General features: G+C 68.8%; 9 protein-coding genes. 3 read left to right on the top strand and 6 right to left on the bottom strand.

Going from position 1 to position 20,198, the window contains the following annotated elements; genetic code table 11:
• Positions 1-77 precede the first annotated feature (77 nt).
• A complete protein-coding gene (locus tag ACIBLA_RS10025) occupies positions 78-830 on the top strand; it encodes a DUF3800 domain-containing protein (protein WP_399198330.1) in 753 nt (250 codons plus the stop codon).
• A 129-nt stretch (positions 831-959) separates the two neighbouring features.
• Here the strand turns inward: ACIBLA_RS10025 and pglZ are convergent, their stop codons facing one another.
• The 4 genes from pglZ to ACIBLA_RS10005 all read right to left on the bottom strand — a co-directional run bounded on the left by pglZ (position 960) and on the right by ACIBLA_RS10005 (position 10,594).
• Positions 960-3,956: a BREX-2 system phosphatase PglZ gene (gene pglZ / locus ACIBLA_RS10020; protein ID WP_399198329.1), complete on the bottom strand. Its 2,997-nt coding sequence runs from the start codon at positions 3,954-3,956 to the stop codon at positions 960-962.
• Positions 3,953-7,855 carry a phage resistance protein gene (locus ACIBLA_RS10015; protein ID WP_399198328.1) on the bottom strand — a complete coding sequence of 1,301 codons (3,903 nt, stop codon included), beginning with the start codon at positions 7,853-7,855 and terminating at the stop codon, positions 3,953-3,955. The genes pglZ and ACIBLA_RS10015 overlap by 4 nt, the downstream gene beginning before the upstream one ends.
• Before the next feature lie 95 nt (positions 7,856-7,950).
• The gene (locus tag ACIBLA_RS10010; protein WP_399198327.1) at positions 7,951-9,888 is read right to left on the bottom strand and encodes a DNA/RNA helicase domain-containing protein; all 1,938 of its coding nucleotides are present in this window, start codon (positions 9,886-9,888) and stop codon (positions 7,951-7,953) included.
• A 376-nt stretch (positions 9,889-10,264) separates the two neighbouring features.
• Positions 10,265-10,594, bottom strand: coding sequence for a hypothetical protein (locus ACIBLA_RS10005; protein WP_399198326.1), 330 nt, complete (start codon positions 10,592-10,594; stop codon positions 10,265-10,267).
• A gap of 180 nt (positions 10,595-10,774) precedes the next feature.
• Here ACIBLA_RS10005 and ACIBLA_RS10000 point away from each other — a divergent pair, with 180 nt between their 5' ends.
• Both ACIBLA_RS10000 and ACIBLA_RS09995 read left to right on the top strand, forming a co-directional pair.
• Positions 10,775-11,617, top strand: coding sequence for a helix-turn-helix domain-containing protein (locus ACIBLA_RS10000; protein ID WP_399198325.1), 843 nt, complete (start codon positions 10,775-10,777; stop codon positions 11,615-11,617).
• Positions 11,599-11,808: a DUF397 domain-containing protein gene (locus ACIBLA_RS09995; RefSeq protein ID WP_399198324.1), complete on the top strand. Its 210-nt coding sequence runs from the start codon at positions 11,599-11,601 to the stop codon at positions 11,806-11,808. The genes ACIBLA_RS10000 and ACIBLA_RS09995 overlap by 19 nt, the downstream gene beginning before the upstream one ends.
• A gap of 63 nt (positions 11,809-11,871) precedes the next feature.
• Here ACIBLA_RS09995 and pglX read toward each other — a convergent pair whose 3' ends face one another.
• Together pglX and pglW are read right to left on the bottom strand one after the other, a co-directional pair.
• A complete protein-coding gene (gene pglX, locus ACIBLA_RS09990) occupies positions 11,872-15,483 on the bottom strand; it encodes a BREX-2 system adenine-specific DNA-methyltransferase PglX (RefSeq protein ID WP_399198323.1) in 3,612 nt (1,203 codons plus the stop codon).
• Entirely contained in the window at positions 15,480-20,177 is a 4,698-nt protein-coding gene (gene pglW / locus ACIBLA_RS09985) for a BREX system serine/threonine kinase PglW (RefSeq protein WP_399198322.1), read from the bottom strand. The genes pglX and pglW overlap by 4 nt, the downstream gene beginning before the upstream one ends.
• Positions 20,178-20,198: the final 21 nt, after the last annotated feature.

Raw genomic sequence — 20,198 nt, 5'->3', positions numbered from 1 at the left:
GGCCGGGGGTACCGCTGTCGCGCCGCCGACGGCCAACTCGCGTCCCTCGGAAGGGTGGTGTGTGAAACACTCACCCGGTGTTACTGACATACGTCGATGAGTCATACGACAACGACCGCTACTGGATGGTCGCCCTCCTGGTGCCCGAGGGAAATCTGCGATCGCTGCACCGTGCTCTCGACTCGATCGTGGCCAAGGCGGCGGACCACTACCCGGTCGACCGCCATGCCGAGCTGCACGGACATGCCCTGGTGCAGGCGAAAGACGACTGGCACCGGATGAACAACAAGGGCCGCAACATGATCCGCGCCCGGATCGGTGTCTACGGCGATGCGATGAAGGCGATCGGCGCGCACGACGTGCGGGTGATCGTCCGAGGGCTCGATCTACGGGCTTACCGGGCGCACCGTCCTCACGTAGCCGATGCGGGATCGGGAGACTGGCCCCCTCCGCACGAGCTCGTGCTGCGGCACCTGCTGGAGCAGATCTGTGCCCACGTCGAGGTGCGGGACCAGCTGGCCCTGGTGATCGCGGACGAGATCGACGGGGCGGACGACCACCGTCGACACTTCCGCGACTATCAGCTGGACGGTACGGGTGGCAGCATCAGCACCACCCTGCCGAGTCTTGTCGACACCATCCACTTCGCGCCGTCGAAGGCGAGCCGGCTCCTGCAGGCCGCCGATCTGATCGCGTATCTGCACCGTCGGCTGGTCAGCGGACAGGACGGTGATCCCCGGGCTCGCAAGGCCAATGAGACGCTGTGGTCCTTCGTGGCGCCCCGCGTCGCCCATCAGCACTGCTGGGCCCCGGGGCAATCCCCGGACTGACCGGAGGCTGATCAGCACAAAGGCCCCGCTTCCGCGGGGCCTGAGGCGAACCGGGCGTCAGTTTCTGAGGACGTCCCTGGTTTGGAGGCTAGCACGGTACGCGGCCCGGTGGCTGCCCCGCGTCCAGCCCTACTTCAGTGCGAATTGCTCCCGCAGAAGCCCCTTGTGCAGTCGCAGTGTCCGCCCGTCCGGCAGGGTTTCCAGGACCTGGACCCCGTCATAGTTGAGGAGCTGGCGCAGGACCGCCGCGAAGCCGTCCGCGCGGCTGATGGGGAAGCCGACGCGCTGCGCCAGTGCCGTCACCGGCAGAGTGCCTCCCGCGTCGAGGAGAACCTCGACCGCCCGCCCGAACTTGACCAGCTCGCGCTCACGCGGCTTGCGTGCCAGGAGTTCGATCTGGTCCTGGAACGATGCCGAGGCGAAGAGCGCGGTGGCCAGGGGCCCCACCGTGCTGACCGGCTCGGTCTCGTTCGGCGATGTGCCGTCGTGCTCCGTGGCGACCGGAGTTGCTCCGCCCTCGTCCGCCGGGACGGGGACGGGAACCGGGAGCACGTCGAACAGCGGGTCGTGCGTCTGCGCCAATTCTGTCTGGGCCTTGGAGGGCTTCTGCCGGGACGGCTTCTTCGCTGTCGGCACCGCCTCGGTCCGCGCGGGAGCCGTAGGCAGGGCCGTTCGAGCGTCCAGGAACCACCATTCCGGTCGTTGATCGCCCAGCTCCCGCCATTGCCGTGGCGGCGTCGCTCCGAAAGGCAGGAAGGCGAGGACCGGAATGGTCAGCTCGGCGAGCGACGCCCCACCGTGGTAGCCCGCCTTGAGCGAGGTGTAGTGAGAGTCGGCGTCCCACAGGGCGACGATCGAGGCGTCGGGCTCGGGCCAGACCACCCGCGGTCCGGTGAGGACGACCTCGCCCGGTGCCACGGCTCCGCCGGGTGGGCGGTGGCGGGCGGATTCCGGGGCATCGGCCTCGACCCTGGTGCCGCGCCGGTCAACCACATGTCCGTGGTCACTGGTGATGAGTACGGCCATGCCCTGCGCCGCGGCCACCCGCAGCAGGTCGGCCAGCCCCGGGATGTGTTCGACCCGCCAGCTTCCGTCGCCGAGCTTCTGTTCCTTGGCCAGCCGGTCGTCGATGGCGTTCAGGACCACCGCCACATGGGTGCGTCCATCGGTGAGAGCCTCACCGAGAGCACGCCCGAAGGTCTCGCCGGCGCTCTCGGCACGCAGGTCGTCCTTGTGGAAAACGGCGGCCGGTGCCCCGCCCCACAGCTTCTGCGCTGGGAAGAGCCGTTTCTCGTCCGCCTGCGTCCCCTTCGTCAGCCTGCCCGCGAACAGCGACGTACGGGAGACCGTGGTCAGGGTCGGCAGTGCGGCGACCATGCCGCGCCGGTGTGGCGGGCCCTCCTGCACTGGGTCGAACTCGGCCCAGGAAGAACGGAGTTCTTCACCCAGCTCAGCGCCGATCGCCGCGCTCATGCCGTCGAGGACGAGCAGCAGGACGCGCCGGCCGTCAGCGTCGCGCACGACCGGTTTCACCACCCGGTCAAGGAAGGACTCCACCGTCAGCATCGAGCGAGGCGTAGTTCCTGCGGCCGTCCAGGTCGCCAGCGCTTGCGCGAAGTGCCGGTCCATCTCGTGGCGGCGTTCCCGTACCCGGACGGCGAGCTTGTCGTACGCGGAGGTGAGAACCGGGTCGGGGTCCCCACCGGCCTCGATGTACTCAAGCGCCTGATCCACCCAGCCCGTCTCCTCGATGTGGCGCTTGATTCCGTGCCCCGTGGAGTCGCAGGTGACCTCCGGGCCGCCGGCGAGCCACCGCGTCAGCCGTCCGCCCATCCGGGCCCGCTCGATCCGCGCCCGCGCCTCCGGGTTCTCCGCGCGCCGGTGCGTGCTCAGAGCGCGGACCGTCTCGGCGAGCGGCCCGAGGCTGCCCGCCTCCAGAGCGCGTCCCACAGCCGCGAACCGTGCCTCCAGGCCGCTCGGCAGCAGTGGGCTCGACTCGGCGGCGGACTCCGCCCCGAACTGGCGGGCGAGCGCGGAGGCCCGGTCCAGGATCGTGTCACTCGTACGCCGCGCCTCGCGCGCCTCGTCGGCCGCGTTGCCGGAACCACCGTTGGCGCCGTTGCCCGCCGCCCTGTCCGTGACGCGCGCCGCCGTCGTGAGTAGCACCCCGACGTACTCCTCACAGGCGCGCCCGAACGCGGCCGTGAGCGCGTCGAGTTGTTCGCCGTCGGCCGGTGGCTGTTCGCCGAACCAGCGCTCGGCTCGGCCCCGTGCGCGGTAACTGTTCGCGTCCGGCACGGCGTGCAGCCACAGTGCTCCGCACACGAGCCCGAACGCGACCGCGTCCTCGCCGTGCTCGGCCTCGACCAGGGCCAGCAGCGCCAGCCCGGCGAGACCTGCCTGGTCCGGCTCGCCGAGGAAGTCACGCAGTCCGGCACGCTCGGCGTCACGCAGTTCCCGGAAGCGTTCCGGACCGCCCGGCCGCAGGGACCACGCGAGCAGCGCGTGGGTGTCGAGGGCGTCGCCCGGCTGGGCGCCATGCCTGGCGCCGGACTCGCTCTCGTACCGTCCGAGCCGCAACCGCCGTAGTGTCAGGGCGGACAGTGCCGTACGCCAGGAGAGAATCCCTCCCCCGAGCGGGGGCCAGCCGGTGGGCGGCCGGGCGTCCAGGAACGCTTCCGAGGTCCAACCCGCCTCGCGCAGCCGGGGGTCGATCTGCTGGGCGCCGAAGGCGTCGCGCACCATGTCCCAGTTGTCGACGGTGTCGATGCGCTTCTTGTGGGCGCGCGCCAGGATCGCCGGGTCGAGTTCGCCCGGTTCGCGGTCGGTCAGTACGACGAGCACGGCCGGTCCGCCCCCCGCCGCGCTCTCTGTTCGCGGCGCGAAATGCGCCAGAACGAGTTCGTGGACCGCGAGTGGGGAAGGCGCCGCGACGATCCGGGCGGTGCGGCCTTCACCCCATACCGGCTCGGCCGCCTCGTCCCAGTGGGGCGTCGAGCGCAACAGGACCGCTCGTCGCTTGTCGGTGCCGGTCAGTGAAGCGGCCAGCGAGGTCTGCCCGGAGAGGTACTGGGTGACGGTCGCCAGATTCAGCGGCGCCACCACCGAAGTGATCGTGGCACTCATCGGTCGACGACCCGCCAGCTGATCTCGACGGTCGTGCCGGGCTCCCTGGCCGCCAACTCGGCCAGATCGGCCTGAAGTTCGGCCACCGCACGCCCTGCGGTGGTCACCCCGCCACCGGACCGCTTGCTTCGGCCTGTCCCCGTGCCGTCCGTCGGCGACGGGACGCTGGCCACGGGCGGGTGGCTGGTAGTCGTGTCCAGTGGCACGTCCTCCGGGCCCGGCGGCACGTATACGGGGGCCACAGGGGCAGGCGGCGCGACCGCGGCCTGGTTGCGTTTCACCAGCGCGAGCACCTCACGCTGGGTACGGGCCAGGGCGTCCCGCAGGTCGCTCGTCCGCTGATCGCTCGCGGCCACGTTCCGCAGCGAGTCCAGCAGGGCCTGCCCCTCGGGGCCCGCGTGGGTCGCCAGGTCCAGCGTCGTCCAGGACGTCGCGTCCAGCGCCTGGGCGACGGACCGAGCCTGTTTGACGGACGCGCCGAACCGGTCGGCGCTGACCTGCCCGAGGTCGAACGAGGCGAGCGCCTCCACCGTCTTCTTCGCCCCGGCGGCCCCCTGTCCCGCCGCCTGAGTGAGGACCTTCAGCAGCTCGACGCAGCGCCGGGCCAGTGGCAGCCGCCCCGCCTCGTCCGTCCCGTCGAGCTGGAGGAACGCGGCGTGCGCCTCCAACTGCCGTACGAGATCGGCCGCGTGCTCCTGGTGGGAGCGGGCCTCCTCGGTGATCTGGCGCGCGAACTGGTTGACCATGCGTCCGCGCCGCAGCGTCGGAGCGGGCTTCCCGAAGATGGTCTCGAAGCGCTGACGCGCGCTGTCCCAGGCCTCCTGCGCGGGCAGCGGCTGGCTGCGCAGCGCGTCGTGGTCCTTGATCTGCGACAACTCGGGAGCGGGATCCAGCGGCATACCGGCGCGCACCCACACCCGGTCGTCCATTTCGGCGAACGCGGCGACGACCAGCCGGGCCAGGAAGTCGGGCAGTCCGCGCGGTTGTGGCAGGTCGGTCCAGTCGGTGAGCGTGATCAACGAGAGGTCTCCGGTGACACCGCGGTCCCGCGCCAGCCCCCGGAAGTGATCGGCCCAGTACTCGGACAGCTCGAAGTACGCCTCCTTCTGCTGCCCCAGCCGCAGCGGTCCCGCGATGCGGTGGACCAACGCCCGCTCACCGCCAGGGACTTCGGCCCGGCCGTCGCGCGCCTCGGCGGCGTTGCGAACATGTGTGAAGACCTTGCGCGCGTCGGCCGCCTTCAGCGTCGGGCCGGTGCCGTCGGGGTCGAAATCCGGGTGGCCGGGAAACTGCTGGGCCAGCAGCTTGCCCGCGATGTGCCGCAGTCCGTCGCGCAGCGACTGGCCGATGGACAGCGTCAGCCCGTCGACGTCGCGCAGCGAATGGAGATGGTCGCCGAAGCCCGGCCCCACATCGGTGGCCTTCTTGTCGGCCAGGCCGTACGCCTGCTTGAAGGCGCCCTTGATGGTGGTCCGCAGGGACTCGCGCTGGGTCTCCAGCAGCCCCTTGGCGCGCGCCCGGCTGTCCGCGTTGAGATGGCCGGCGTACTGACTGTCGAAGCGCTGCTCGTCGGCGAGCGCCTTGTCGATGACGACGAGCCGGCAGAAGTCCCCGTAGCGCTGCGCGGACAGATGGGCGGGCAGCCAGGCGACCGTACGGGACCGCTCGCCCCCGCCCTGCCGCTCACGCAGCTTCTCGATGCGGCGGACATGGTCGACCGGCCCGAACTCGCCCTCGTCGTAGGGGAGGTCGATGACGATCCGCCACAGACCGTCCTCCTGCGGGTTCAGGTCGTGGTCGGCCAGTTCGTCCTCGTCGGTCACGTTCCCGAAGACCACCTCGGCGGCCCGGCTCGTGCCCCGCCAGGCGAATTCCACCCGGCCCGTCAACTGCCCCTGCTCCACGCCCAGTTCCTCGGACAGCAGGCGCTTCGCGAGCGCCTGCCGGTTGCCCGGGTTGTCGTTGACCTTGGCATTGGCGATGACGGAGTCCACATCGACTCCGGTCAGCTCCAGACGGACTCCCGGATTGGTCTTGGTGCCGGTCTCCTTGATCTCCGGGAAGCGACCGGCCCATTCGGCGACCTTGTCCTTCAGCACGCCGTACTCGCGTCCCGGGATCGGGGCGGTGACGGAGCCGTAGTTGAGGGCGGAAAGCCGGCGGATGGTGAGATCGGCGAGCGCGGGCACGCTGGGCGCGAGCGCGGACAACAGCAGCGTGCCCACGATCCGGTTGTCACCGACGAACGTCTTCACCCGGGCCCGCTGCTCCGGATCGGTGATACCGGCGGGACCACGTCGCGTGTACTGCTCGACGTCCTCTTCCGACACACCGCACGTTTCCAGCAGATACGGGCGCAGCTTGGTGCGGTAGAGCTTGTCGGCCGCCTCGAAGACGACCTTCAGGCTGTCGGTGAACGGCTTGTCGCCCCCGGCCGTGATCAGCGGATACAGATCACCGACCGGGATCAGATCACCGAGCCGCAATTCGTCGCGGTGGTCGGCGAGCAGTTGCCCCATCAGCTTCATACCCGTCCTGTTCCGCTGGAGCGCGGAGGAGACGTGGACGAGCGTGTCCATGAAGGCGGGGGAGAAGGGGTACGTCAGCCGGAAACTCTCCTCGTCGGCGCCCACCCCGCCGGTGCCCCGGTCCGACCCCAGCAGCGTGTCCCAGACCTCCTGGCGGATCTTGCGCGTCTTCTCGAACTCGGCGGTGACGAGCGCCGCCGACTCCGTGTCCTTGGGCCGCAGCAGGCGGGCGTGCGCGACCTGCGGCAGATTCCGGTCCTCCAGCGTGATCTTGTCGAACCGGCCGGACGCCAGGTTGAGGGTGTCCTGGATGGACGACTCGGCCGCCCCGGACACCTCCTCGCCCACCAGCTCCCGCAGGTCCCGCTGACGGGCGATGAAGGACACCACGGGAACGGCGCGGCGCGCGTCGCCGCCCTCCACGAAGTTCGTGATCTTGCTGGCCTCGCGGGCCACGAACTTCTGGTCGTGGATGAGGGTGGCGAGCCACAGGATCAACTCGTCCATGAACAGGATCAGTCCGTCGTACCCGAGCGACTTGGCGTGCTCGGCGATCACCGACAGACCGGCGTCCAGCGACACGAAGCCGTGCTCGTCCTCGGCGGCGTTCTTCGCGAAGCCGGGCAGCAGATTCGTACTCGCGTCCTGGACGAGGCGCGCCCGCAGCTCGGCCGGGGCGGACGGACTGACCAGGTTGAGAGCTTGCCCCGACTCGTGCACCTCCTCGGCGGCGAGCGCGGTGTCCAGCAGATCCGGCGCCCAGGCGAACCCCTCGCCCCACTCGTCCTCGTCACCCTCGACGGCGTCCTTGGCCGCGAGACCGTCGATGATGAACTGGTCCCCGTGCCGGTCCCGCAGGGACCGGATGCTCTCGAAGAGCGCGTCCGTCCGGTACACCTGCGGTGTCGGAGCCTCCGGATGCAGCTTCTTCACATGGCTCACGTAGCCGCCGAGGACCCGCTGCTCCAGGGCCTTGGCCCCGAGCATGTGGTATGGCACGAGCAGGAACCGCTTCCCCCGCGTCCCCAGCCACTCGTGCTTGGTCAGCACCGGATCCAGGTCGGCGCGGGCCCTGGCCGCCGGGCTCGCGCTCAGCAGCGCGTGCAGCACCGCCATGAAGTGCGATTTACCGGAACCGAACGACCCGTGCAGATAGGCCGCCTTGGACGCGTGTCCGTCGACGGCCGCCTTGATGAGGCCCAGCGCCTCGTCGAAGTTCTCCAGCAGCCGCTCCGTGACCACGTAGTCGCGCAGCGCGTGCTCGGCGCCCGCGGGGGTCGTCGCCTCGGACAACTGGAGCACGAAGTCCGAGGTGGAGATCGACTCCTTGATGTCGATGACATCGCGGAGCAGGGGCGGCTGCTGGGCCATTGGACGGTCTCACTCTCCGACGGGGCGGTGGCGTGGCGTCGTCCGATCGTATGGCGTAGGTCCGACAACGACCCAACGGTTCTCCGATCGCGCCGTCAGACGAGGGCGGTTGCCCTGACCCCCGCCTCGGGGTGGATGAGCGAGCGCAGCTTGTCACGGGTCTCGGGATCGGTGGAGTAGATCATCGTGCCGACCATTCCCCGGGTCAGCAGCACCTTGTACGTGTTCCGGACAAGGCGCCCGACCTCGTCGTCCGGAGTCGCCTTGGTGAAGACCGGATCCTTCGACGCCGTGCGGTCCACCACCCAGCGGTCCGTCCGCCACACCAGATCAGGCCCGATGATGATGCCCGACCAGTCGTACTCGAAGCCCTGCGCCGTGTACACACAGCCCACCTGACCGAAACCCGCCGGATCGGTCGCCCACAAGGAGGACGACGGCGCACCGAGCACCGACCGGTCGCCGTACAGGTTCCACGGCCGGGACCAGTCGCCGATGACGACGTCGGCGGGGAGCGCGGTCATCTCCGGTGTGATCTTCGTGGTCCACTTCCAGCAGTATCCGGCCGCCATACGTGCGCCGTATTTCTCCGCCCGGCGGGCGACGAGGAAGTCCTCCAACTCCTGAGGACTCCCGGCGGTCAACAGCTCTACCTTGCCGTCGGGTTCCCAGGCGATGGGCCCGTCGCCCTCCAGCCCCAGCAGGTTCGCGACCCACTGCACGTACGCGTCGCTGCCGCCGCACCGGAACTGGTCGTCCAGTTCCACCACGGTGCATTCAAGCCCCTGCGCCGCAGCCGCCTCCCTGATCTGTTCCTTGGTCCCCATCTCACCGGGGCGCACCACCTGATGCTGATCCAGCAGGAACACCGGCACCCGGGCAGCGTCGATCAGTTCCGCCACCTGTGGGCGGCCGGTACGCAGTTCGGCCCTTGTGTAGCGGTTGGCGGAGGTCTTGCGGAGCCGGTGCGCCTCGTCGCAGATGAGCACGTCGAGATCGTTCGGCTCGGCTGCCATGAAGCTGTTGAAGTACATGAACAGCTTCTGCACCTCGGGCTTCCGGGCGCCCGCCACCTTGCGCATCGTCTTGGTGAACGACTGTGACCCGGTCGCGTGCAGCGCGGTCACCCCGCGCCGGTACAGCTCGCCGAGGAGTGACAGGGCGACCACGCTCTTGCCGGAACCGGGACCACCTGTCACCACGATCACCTGCTTGTGGTTCGACCGCCGTGACTTGCGCACCGCGGAGAGCACCGACTCGTAGGCGACCCGCTGCTCGGCGAGGAGCACGAACTGCTCGCGGTCACGAATCTCGGCCGCCGCGACGGCCATCAACTGCTTCGACGGGCGCACCTTGCCCTGGAGCAGCAGGTCGGCCGAGTGGGCGCCGGACTTCGGAGCGAGGCGCGAGCGCAGGAAGTCGAGGAACGCGCCGCGCTGTTCGGCGGTGTACATACGGCCTTGCGAGTCCTCCGGGACCTCACGCAGTGAACTGACGTCGAACTCGGTCGCGTTGTGCAGAAACGCGACTCCGGCGACCGACTCCGGGATGCGTTCCAGCGCGCCGTTGAAGGACGTCAGGTAGGAGCAGTAGCCCCGCACCTGTTCAATGGGGTTGAGCACGGCGCGGGGGTACGCCTCGATCCGGCAGAGCAGCGGCGCTCCTTCCTCGGCGAAGGCCGCGCCCCACTGCTTCAGTTCGACCACCACGTACGACGGCTCACCGGTGGTCGGGTGCACTCCGGCGAGCACGACGTCCGCGCGCTTGCTGGTCAGGGGGAGTGCGTACTCAATCAGCATCTCGACCTCGCCGAGGCCGGCGTCGAGCAGCGCGCCGGTGAGGGCGGGGATGCTGCGCTCCCAGGACCGCACTTCGGATGTTCCGGGCCGACGACGGTGCGCGTGAACGAAGTTCTCAATGAGGCGCAGCGACAGCGATCCTTCGAGGTTGCGGGCAGCAACGGACACGGCGGAGTCGCGGAACAGCACGGAATGCCCCAGGCAGCACGAAGTTGCTCGTGCGGGTGGGGGCATGTCCTCTAAGTCCGCTGTCGCGGAGCGGAAACCCGTCGGGCCGCTGAGATGATCTGTTTCATCGTAGGACAGCGGGCGGATCGGCCGGAGGGGATTCGGGCGCGGACTTGGGCGGGGCCGGTCGGAAGGTGGTGCCGGTCTGTGGGGGATCTGCGTCGGAGTGTTCTGTCGGCAGTGTGTGCGGAAACGACGGCCTCAGGCTTGCTGTCCCCTGCGGGCGTTCACCTCGGCGAGCTGAGCGTGGAGAGGTGCGGGCTGGCTGAGTGGTAGGCCGTGGGCGGGGCCGTGTCGTGGACGGTGTCGCCGATGCGGAATCCGGCGGGTGGTGTGGGTGGTGCGGGCGGCACGCCCTCCGGCGCTGGCTGCGTACCGTCTGTCACCGCCCGGCCCCGTCCACGATCACGGCGGCGAGCGCGAGGGCGACGGGGGCGGAGCTGACGCCGAGATGGATGAGGGCGTGGCGGGTGGCGCGTCCGGCGTCGCTGTCGTCGGTGATCGGCCACGGGGTGCGGACGTCCAGCGAGGGCAGTTGGATGCCGGCGGTTGTCAGGGCTGCCGCGAGCGCGTCACGTGCTTCGACGGTCTCCTTGATCTTGTCGGGAGCGATCAGCCCGTCCGGGGGGATGAGGGTGTCGGGGGCGCGGTCGGGAGCGGTGGCTTGCGGGGTACGGCGGGGGAGGGGCGGCTTGGCAGGGTCGGCGGTCATGGGGGGCTTCCTTCGGCTGGTTGTTGCGCGGTTTCTCCACCCGGGGCGCATGGTCTGAATTACCGTGCGTGATGGGCTCATTACGAGAATGCGCCCACGGGGAAGCGGCCGACTCCGAGGACGGGGGGTGCTTCTCTGTGCGACGAAGCACGTTCCACACCTTCCACGGAGGGCAGCGCCATGCCGACGAGACGAGTGGTCACCGGTCGCAGCAGGGACCCCCGAGCACGGTTCGCGGAGGAACTGCGCTCACTGCGCGTGGCGCGGGGCGAGAGCCTTCGTCAGCTCGGTGAACGGCTGGGCTGGGACTGGTCGTTGTTCGGCAAGATGGAGAAGGGCGAGACGCTGGGCGGCCCGGAGGTCGTCCAGGCACTGGACACGTATTACGGGACGCCGGGGTTGTTGCTCGCGCTGTGGGAGCTGGCGGTGAGCGACAAGTCGCAGTTCAAGGAGCAGTACCGGCGGTACATGTCGTTGGAGGCGGAGGCGACGAGTCTGTGGCACTTCGCGGTGAGTGTGCTGCCGGGGTTGTTGCAGACGGAGGCGTACGCGCGCGAGGTGCTGGGGGCGAGCGGACTCAAGGGGGAAGCGCTTGATCAGCAGGTTGAGGCGCGGATGGGGCGGCGGGAGTTGCTGGAGGGGGATCACGCTCCGCCGTTCCGGACGATCCTTTCGGAGGCGGCGCTGCGGACGCCGTTGAGGGATGTCGGGGAGTGGCGGGAGCAGTTGGGGTACTTGGCGGAAGTGGGGGAGCAGGGGGAGGTGACCGTGCAGGTGTTGCCGCAGAGTGCTGGGCAGCACGGCTTGGTGAGCACCGACGTTTGGTTCTTGCGCTTGCCCGAAGGGCGGCCCGTCGCTTACACGGAGAACGCCTACTGGGGCGATCTCATCGAGGAAAACCCCAGGGTTGAGCGTTTGCAGCGTGCCTACGATGTGGTGCGCGACCTGGCTCTGTCCCCGCCCGAGTCGCGGAAGTTCATCCTGCGCCTTCTGGAGGAAGTGCCGTGCAATTCGAAAACCTGAGCGCTAGTAAGTGGCGCAAGAGCAGTCATAGCAACCCGGACGGTGGTGCTTGCGTTGAGGTCTCTGACGACTTTGCCGCCGTCGTTCCTGTACGCGATAGCAAGAACTCGCACGGTCCCGTAGTCGTCTTTGGTGCCTCCGGCTGGGCGTCGTTCGTCTCGGCCGTGAAGGATGGCGCGCTGGACGCCTGACGCGTCTGATGTACGAGACGGCCCCCGCCGACCGGTTCTGCCGGTCGACGGGGGCCGTTCGCGTTACTTCTTGACTGCTCGGCGTCCTCGTGTCGCGGCGACCGGGCGCCAGGCGCGCAGGTCTTCATCCGAGAGGCCGTGCTCGCCCTGGACCATCTGCCGGTCGCCCCGGAAGAACGCGGCGGGAGAGGACCCGAATGCCGCGTCGAACTCGTCGTGCCACTGCTCCAGCCACGGCTGGAGTTCCAGCAGGCCCGCGAGGAACGGGGTCAACTCCTCGGAGGTTAGAGCCTCGTGAGAGGCGATGTACGCGTCCAGCGCGTACGCCTGATCCTTGTGGTCCCAGCCGGCCCAGCCGTACAGCTCCGGGGTGGCGACGTTGCTCTGCCCGTACGAGATGAACCGCTCCTTGGGCACGTCGAGCTTGCCGCGCGCCCGCCAGAAGGAGGTGCGCAGGAAGTCGGCGGAGGTGTACTTCGGCGGTACGGGGATGGTGTCCCGGATCTTCCGCTTGGCAGGCTCGTCGGGCGCGGCGTCCTCCGCACGCTGAAGATCCCAGACGTGCTCCCAGTCGGCGCGCTTCTTCAGGCCGGAGGGCTTGTAGCGGAGGGCGGAGAGGAACGGCACATGCTCGTCGGTCATCAACTCGCTGACGACAGTGTGCAGTTCCTTGTGTGGGGCGTAGATCTTGGCGACGGAGACGAAGTCCTCGTCGCGGGAGAGGACGTCTGCGAGGCGGGAGAGTGTGACGAGCGCGGGCTGGCCGTTCTCGTCAAACCAGTGATCCCGGTTCTCGATCCGGTCGAGCAACCAGGACTTGAGAGCCTTCTCCTGGAGGGCGTCCCATCCTTCGGTGGCCCAACGCCGCTTGTACTCGGGCCGCTCGATCATGCCGATGGCCCGACTCGATTCGATTGCGTCGATCCGCTTCTGCACGACCTCGCGGTATGCGGCGGGCCAGCGCGTGGGAATCTCAGTGATGGGAGTCGACCCATGCCGCTTGAACCACTCGTCACTCGCCTCGCCTGCGGCGACGCGCCGTGCAAGCACGATTTCGAAGGCGCGCTCTCCGAGAGCCAGTTCGGGGAGATCGGTGGAGTCAGGGTCCTCCGAGACGCGGAGGTCTTCAGTATGCAGCTTGTAGAGCGGGTAGACCTGCCAGTCCAGTTCCTCTTGCAGAGCGATCATGCGTGCCCGAGTGGACTCCCAGGTGACTTGGGCCTCGCGGAGGGTGCGTGCGGTAGGCGTGGTATTCGATGCGAGAAAGGCGGGGTTGGCGGCGGCGAGACGTCGGGACAGGGACTCTAGCATTGTGCCGAATTCGGTCGGATAGGAAGAGGGAAGCGGGAACTCTTCCAGCTTGGTGCCCGTGAATTCATAACTCCAAGACCAGGGTTGATCTGATTTGCCACCGCCTGACTCTGGGCTGCCACCTTTTTTGTGGCTCACCATTTTAAGCCAGAATCCGGCAGTGGAACTGTTGAGTAGCCCAAGCAGTCGCAGGTGCTCCTCCTCGCTGGTTCCCTCTCGCAGTTTAATCACGGGTGCGGTTTGCTTGAATACTTTCCCGCCGCGGTCCAGGGCGAAATGATTATGTGTGGAGACGAAGGGAAAAGCGATGCCGAACGGGTTAGCGTACCGCTTCGGAAAGAACATGCTGTGGTCAAACCATCGCAACCCTCGTTCGGCAGGCGTCTGGCCGAAGTCAACGCGCGATCGTAGACCGGTGCGATTGGCCCACAGGAATTTAGCTTCCTGTGTTCCGACTTTGCGCACTTGCCCGCGCGTGTCGTACGGGAATTGCGTCCAAAATGGGGTGGTGATTTCGAAATCTCGAATGCCATCTCCGAGGACGACTGGAACACAGGAACCATCGAGCTTCAGCGTCTTAGCTGCCGCCTTTGGGACGTAGAAGGCATCGTCCATCCCGGTGTGTGTGGTGCGCCCAATGGCATCGGTCATAGAGCCAAGTGTGGCAGTGGAGGATTTATTGATCTGTTCGATCATTTCAAGGCCCCCAGCAGCCAGAATCCATGGCTGACTACCAAAGTTGTGGCTGCGCTCCAAGTCATCCACGGAAACCCATCGGCTTACAGATCCGGGCTCGTCGATCTGGTTCACAATGGCGTTCCAGACCAATCCGTTCTCTCCGCTGTCCGGAGCGGCTGGCTCCCCCTGAACGCTACGGACCGTGCGGACGGTGGGGTAGCGCGTGCTTCCTTCGCGACGCTTGCCCACCAGGATAACTGTTGGCGTCCCGTGCCCAGGGATGTAAGCACCAGAGGTGTCAACCACCTCCGTCAGCTCGACGCGATCACGGAAGTAGCTCTCGATCAGCTTCGAGCCGAACTCTCGTTTCATGAAAGAATTCGCAGTGATCTGACCAACCATTCCGTAACCAAGCCCGTCATCCCCGCCTCGCTTAGCCAGCTCGAAAAACCGCTGAGCGAACGGAACTGATAGTGCGTATGTCCCCCCGCAGGCGTCGTAGAGATCGCGATAAAGATTGTTAAGGCTGCTGTCCTTCACGGTAATGTAGGGAGGATTTCCTACCACTACGTGATATCGCCCCTGCTCCAAGATTCGAGGGTGCTCGTGCACGTCCTCCGTCGCGTACGCGAAATCAACCAACCGCCCGCCTGACTCCTCGCCGATCAGCTCGAACTCCAACTGCCGGTCCTTGATCAGTGAATCGCCCACGGCCAAATGAATCGGCCACTCGTACTTGTTCGCCTCGGCCAACGTCCGCATGTTCCCCGCTGCCATAGCGGCCATCAACAACCGAAACCGCGCCACCGCCACAGCAAACGGATTCAGGTCCACCCCGTGAACCGAATCCAGCGCCGCCCGTACCCGCTCGTGCACATCCCGCTGCGGCTGCCCATCCGCCCACAACCGCACCAGCCGCCGAAACGCGCCCAGCACAAAGTGCCCCGACCCGCACGTCGGGTCGATCATCTTCAGGTCTTCGTAGCCGAACTCCCGTACCGCCGGGTTCATCGTGCGGTCGAGGATGAACTCCTCAACGAACTCCGGCGTCTGAAGCAGCGCGTACGTCTTTCGGGCCGCCTCGCTCAGGTCCTGGTACAGATCCCCGAGGAACCGCGTGTCCCACCCCTTCGTGCCGTCCCCGTCGACCTCCAGCGGGTCGGTGAAGTCGTGCACCAGCACGCCCTCCTCGTCCCGGCCGCGCCAGAAGTCGACCAGGTCCCGCGCCCCGTCGTGTGAGAGCGGGATCTGGTACAGCGGGTTGTGCTTCCGGTCGAACAGCAGCCGGCCCGCCTGCCCCGCCCCCAACTCCTCGAACGACGTCTCCAGCCAGCCCCGGTACGTCGGGTCGTCCGACGTTGCCACGTAGTCCTCGTACCGCGCCAGCGCCAGGTCCCGGCGGTCGTCCTCCGGGGCTGTCAGGTACGGCTCCGGGATCAAGTGGTTGTCCTCGCAGAAGCGGACGAAGACCGTGCCCAGTACCCATGCGACGCCAACCTGCGTGACGCGCTCGTCGAGCCAGGAGTTCCACGTCGCCGCCGTACGACCGAGCTTCCGCGCCTGGTCGTACTCGGCGCGCAGCCGCGTTCCCACCTCGTCAACGGCCTTCACCTGCCGCGCGAGATCCGTCTCGACCGCCTTGACCTGCTTCTTCAGGTCATCCAACAGAGCCTTGCGGTCGATCACTTGACGTCTCCCTCGTGTGCTTCGGCACCGTTGCCGTGTACTTCGCCGGCCCGGTGGGAGTTGCGGACCCACGCGTCCGGCAGTTCGATCCACTCGCCGAGGCCCGCCTGGTAGGCGACCGCGACCTGTCCGAGTTTGGGCTCGCGCGCCGGGTCGCTCTGCGGGACCAGGAGCCACAGGCCCCGCCCGCCCTGCCGCGATGCCTCGGCCAGGCGGTCCAGCACGCCCATGGCGTCGTATCGCGCGAAGGCCGTGGCCTCCGTCAGCAGCAACGGGGCCGCGCCGGGACCGCCGTCATCGAGCAGTTCTCGTATGCGGGGCTCCACCGTGCCCCACGCCGTACGCGCGTACTCCGCGAACTTCCGCGCGTTCGGGGAGCCGGGCGTCGCCGCGTCCGCCTTGAGCAAGGTCTCCCACGTGGGCTTCTTCCCCGGCGGGACCAGCGCGCGGAGTGCTGCGAGGAACAGCTCCGTCACGGACACCACGTGCGCACCGATCCGCCCGTCCACGCCCAAGTCCGCCCCACCCAGCTCCGCGATCGCCTCCCGCGACAGTTGCTGATCCACCGTCAAAACCCGGTACCCGTCCCGCCGAGCCGACGCGGTCAGCCGCTCCTCCGTGCGTACCGCCTCCGCCAGCAGCGGATCGTCCGCGTACCGCGTCACCGCGCCGATGTCCGTCGACCGGCGCCAGGCGCCGGTCGTGAGGTAGCTGGACGCGGTGTCCATCCGCGTCGGCAGGTAGCGCAGCGTCCCGGTGTCCTCGCGCGTGGAGAGCGTGAGGTCGAAGCCCGCGTTCCGCAGCGCCTTCGTCAGCGGGCCGGCCGTCGGCAGGTCGCGCGTGGAGCCGCCGTGCCCGTCCGGCACGACCAGTTCGGGGAACCGTGCCCGAACCCGCTCGTGCACGTCCGCGCCGGTCAGCCCCGGCTGCCTGGCCTCCGGTACACCCGGAATCAGCCGTACCAGCCCCGCCTGGGTCAGCCGCAGGGCCCGTACGAGGTCCAGGTCCCGGGGGTAGATCTCCAGGCGGGGGGTCGCCGCCGCGTTCACGGAAGCGGCTGCCGCCAGTTCGACCAGCCGGCGTTCGTCCCACTCCACCGCTCCCGGCGCCGGGGGCAGCGCGGTCAGTTCGCCGAGGACGGTCGCCGCCGTGGGCAGGGTGTCCAGCTTCGCGAGTTCGTCGGCCGCCTCTCCGAGCCGCATCGCGTAATCGAGCAGACCGGGCGCCGTGGGGGTGTCGGGCGGGTCGCCCGCCGTCCCCGATTCCTCGTCGGCCTCCCGCACGTCCAGGGCCAGCAGGCCGGCCCCGAGGGAGTCCTCGGTGGCCTGACGGTTCGGCTGGTGCAGGAACTCGGCCAGTTCCGGGACGAGTTGCTCCACCTCGACGACGGCCCGGACCGCCGCGAGCGCCAGTGCGCGGCGCTGCTCGCGCTCGGAGAGCAGCGTGCCGCGCCGTACGGCGAGGGCGTCCGCGATCTCGGCGGCGGAGGCGACGCGTACCAACCCGCCGAGGAGGTCGGTGATCTCCGAGCGAAGCGCCAGGACGGCCGGGTCCTTCTTCCAGCGCTTGCGTTCCTCTTTCAGCAACTCCGCGACGCGGTTGGTGGAGAGGCCGAGGGCGTCGGCGACATCCCTCGGCCGGGGCCAGGCGCCGATGTCCGGGAGCACGCCGTGCTCGTCCGGGAGCCGCAGCAGCAGCCGTACCATCTCGACCTTGCTCCGGTTGGAGCCGTTGTTGTTCAGCTCGGGGACCAGGATCGTGGCGAGCGTGTCGAGGCTGACCGAGCGCAGCGCGGGCGTGGAGAGCCCGGCGGCTTTGCCCTCGGTGGCGAGAGCGTCGACCACCGCCGACTCGTTGACGGTCAGCTGCTCGAGCTCTTCCTTGGCCTCTGCCCGACCGCGCGGTGTGAGCGGCGACAGGGGTGCCTCGCGCAGCAGTTCACCCCACTCGCGCTGGCGTTGCTGAATTTCGCCGCGGGTCTTGGCGCCCAGGCCCGGCGCGTTGAGGAGTTTGCGGCGGCTGTGGTCGAGGAGGCCGCCGACCGTGGTGAGGTGGAGGCTGTAGAGGAAGGACTCGGCGGCAGGGGTGAGGCCCGCCTGCGACAGGTGTGTCTCGCGGGTGACGGCCTTGGCCAGTTGGTCGCGCTGCTGCTCGGCGGTGAGCGGCTCGGCGTCCGCGATGGCGGGCGTGTCGCCTTCCGCGCGCTCCGTCGTCACTGTCCCGGCGGCACGAGAGCGGCTGGACGGCACGGCCAGGGTGGCGTCCAGGAAGATCTTCCGCCAGGCGTCGCGCATGGGCTTCAGCTCAGGGAAGCGGTGGGCGACGTCCCGGTGCAGGGCCTTGTGGAAGAACGCGACGAGGGCGTCCCGCAGGACGGGTTCGAAGGCGTCGCGCGCGACGACGGGGTGCGGGTACTCCTCCGGGTCCGTCTGCCGGGGCAGGACCGAGCCGTCACCCCACTTGGGCAACTCGCCCGATGCCATCTGGTGCAGGGTGACCGCGACCGCGTACCGCTCGGCGTGCGAGTCGTAGGCCGTGCGGGTCAACTGGCCGATGAACGGGTCGAGATACCCCTCCGTGCCCGCCTCGAACTCCCGCGCCGGATAGCCGGCCAGGGAGAAGTCGATGAGGACGAGTTCGCGGGTGCGGTTCGGGCGGACGCGGATCGCGATGTTGTCGGGCTTGATGTCCCGGTGCCAGACGCTCTCGCCCTCCAGGAAGTCCACGGCGCCGAACAAGTAGTCGCCGTACGCCTCCAGTTGATCCATCTGAAGGCGGCCCCGGTCGCGCAGCTGGCGGGCGACCGTCTCCTCGCGGCGGCGCGCGCGTTTGCCGGTGGACTCGGGGCCTTCGCTCGGCTCCTCGCGCTCGTCGCCCACGTACTCCAGGGCCAGTACGGTGCGCTCGGCGATCGTCAGCGGTTCCGGCTCGACGAGCCGGATGACGCGGGAGTCGGGGCGCAGCCGCCCCATGATCTCCGCCTCGCGCCGCAGGATGTCCCCGCGGCTGTCGGACAGCGCCACCTTCAGGACAGCCAGGGGGCGCGTCCTGCGGGCCTCGGCCTCCCGGTCCCTGACGAGGAAGGCCCGGCTGGTCGAGCCAGTGCCGAGGCGGCGGCGGACCTCCCAGCGGTCCCCGAGCACATCACCCGCGACGGCCTCCAGCGGGTCCTTCTCGGGCACGGGCCCGGTCCCGGAGGCGCCGGGCGGGGCGGTCAGGACGTCCTCCACCAGCTCCAGCGTCTCCAGGAACTCCAGGACCGTGGTCATCCGGGCCCGGGGGTCGTAGGCGGTGGCGGACTGGACCAGAAAGTCGATGTCCTCGGACAGACCGTCCACCAGCGAACTGGGGCGCAGGCCCTCCCCGTTCTCCAGCCGGGTGTGCAGCTCCGACTGGCTCGCGGCGGGGGCCTGGCCCGTGACCAGCAGATAGGTCAGGACGCCGAGGCCGTAGACGTCCAGGGACACCGGGTCGGCGCTCAGGGCCCGCAGCTCCGGCGCGAGATAGGCGTCGGAGCCGTCGGCCAGGTGTGTCGTGGACAGCGTCGTCGGGGCGAGCCGGGGCGCGCCGGGCGTGGCACCGCCCGTACTCCCGCGCTGGGTGGCGATCTGCCAGTCGGAGATCTCCAGGTGGGGGGTGAGCCAGGTCGCCTCCTCACCCACCGCCTGTCCGCGCCGGCCACGGTCTCGGGGCACGACGTGCACGGAACGCGCGGTCAGTGCGCGGTGGAAGATCCGGGCGGAGTGGGCGGACTTCATGGTCTCGGCGAGTTGCCGTACGAGCGCCATGCGGCCGAGGATGTCGAGCTTCTCCCCGTACTGGAGTAGGTATTCGTCCAGCCGCAGGGTCTCCGGGTGGTAGCCGAAGATCAGGGCGGGGCCCGCAGGGTGCCCCGACGGGTGGTACTGCTTGAGATCCACCACTCCCGGGTGCCTGAAGCGCTGGAGGACCGCGGCCTCACGCCGGGCCGCGTTCTCCACCGACTGGCGGATCGAGGCGTCCGCACCACGCTCGCGCAGGTAGATCCGGACACGGGCCGTCTCGGGCAGTTCGCTGTGTTTCGCCTGGTAGTCGGACCAGGTCTGTCCTGAGTCGAACGACTTCCGCTCCAGCTCGTACGGGCCCACCAGGCGTGCGGCCTCGCTGGGCTTGATGCCCACAGACTCCAGCGCCTTCTTGATGCCGCGTGCGTCCGGCGCGGTGATGCGGTGCCGCGCGTCACGTGGCGGCTGCTTCAGCATCGTGACCAGCTCATCGATGCGGTACACGCCGTTCTGGTCGTGCGCCGGGAGCCGGATGTGCAGCGAACCCTCGGTGAAGCAGACGGCCTCACCGACCCATACGCGCCTGCCGTTGCGGCCGAGCAGCCCGGCCAGCTCCTTCGCCTTCTTGTTGACCAGGTGCAGCGGATTGCCGTGCGGGCGGCGCCTGTTGCCGGAGATGGTCTGGACCCAGGTGCCGTTCTCGCTGGTGAGGGAGCCGTGCCAGTTCTTCAGCTCGATCATGCAGACGCCGCCGGGCGCGATAACCAGGAGATCGACCTCCCGGACGTGTCCGGTCGTGGCGGTGAAGGTGAAATTCGACCACGCGCGCCACGGGTCCGAGTCCGGCAGCCTCTCCCGGATGGCCTCCAGCCCTTGGCGTTCATGATCGAACTCGGACTCGGTGACCGTGGTCCACCGGCCTTCGCGCATGCGCTGTCCCCGCCCCTTGTG

It is taken from the genome of Streptomyces sp. NPDC050433 (genome assembly GCF_044458565.1).
Taxonomy (GTDB): Bacteria; Actinomycetota; Actinomycetes; order Streptomycetales; family Streptomycetaceae; genus Streptomyces.
Note: the sequence above shows the minus strand (reverse complement) of the source record. Positions and strands in the feature narration are given on the sequence as shown.

What these genes read in the sequence shown, in the direction of transcription:
- ACIBLA_RS10000 (WP_399198325.1), top strand. Translation starts at nt 10,775, where the DNA reads ATGCCGACGAGACGAGTGGTCACCGGTCGCAGCAGGGACCCCCGAGCA.
- ACIBLA_RS10010 (WP_399198327.1), bottom strand. Translation starts at nt 9,888, where the DNA reads ATGCCCCCACCCGCACGAGCAACTTCGTGCTGCCTGGGGCATTCCGTG.
- pglZ (WP_399198329.1), bottom strand. Translation starts at nt 3,956, where the DNA reads ATGAGTGCCACGATCACTTCGGTGGTGGCGCCGCTGAATCTGGCGACC.
- pglW (WP_399198322.1), bottom strand. Translation starts at nt 20,177, where the DNA reads ATGCGCGAAGGCCGGTGGACCACGGTCACCGAGTCCGAGTTCGATCAT.
- ACIBLA_RS10015 (WP_399198328.1), bottom strand. Translation starts at nt 7,855, where the DNA reads ATGGCCCAGCAGCCGCCCCTGCTCCGCGATGTCATCGACATCAAGGAG.
- ACIBLA_RS10005 (WP_399198326.1), bottom strand. Translation starts at nt 10,594, where the DNA reads ATGACCGCCGACCCTGCCAAGCCGCCCCTCCCCCGCCGTACCCCGCAA.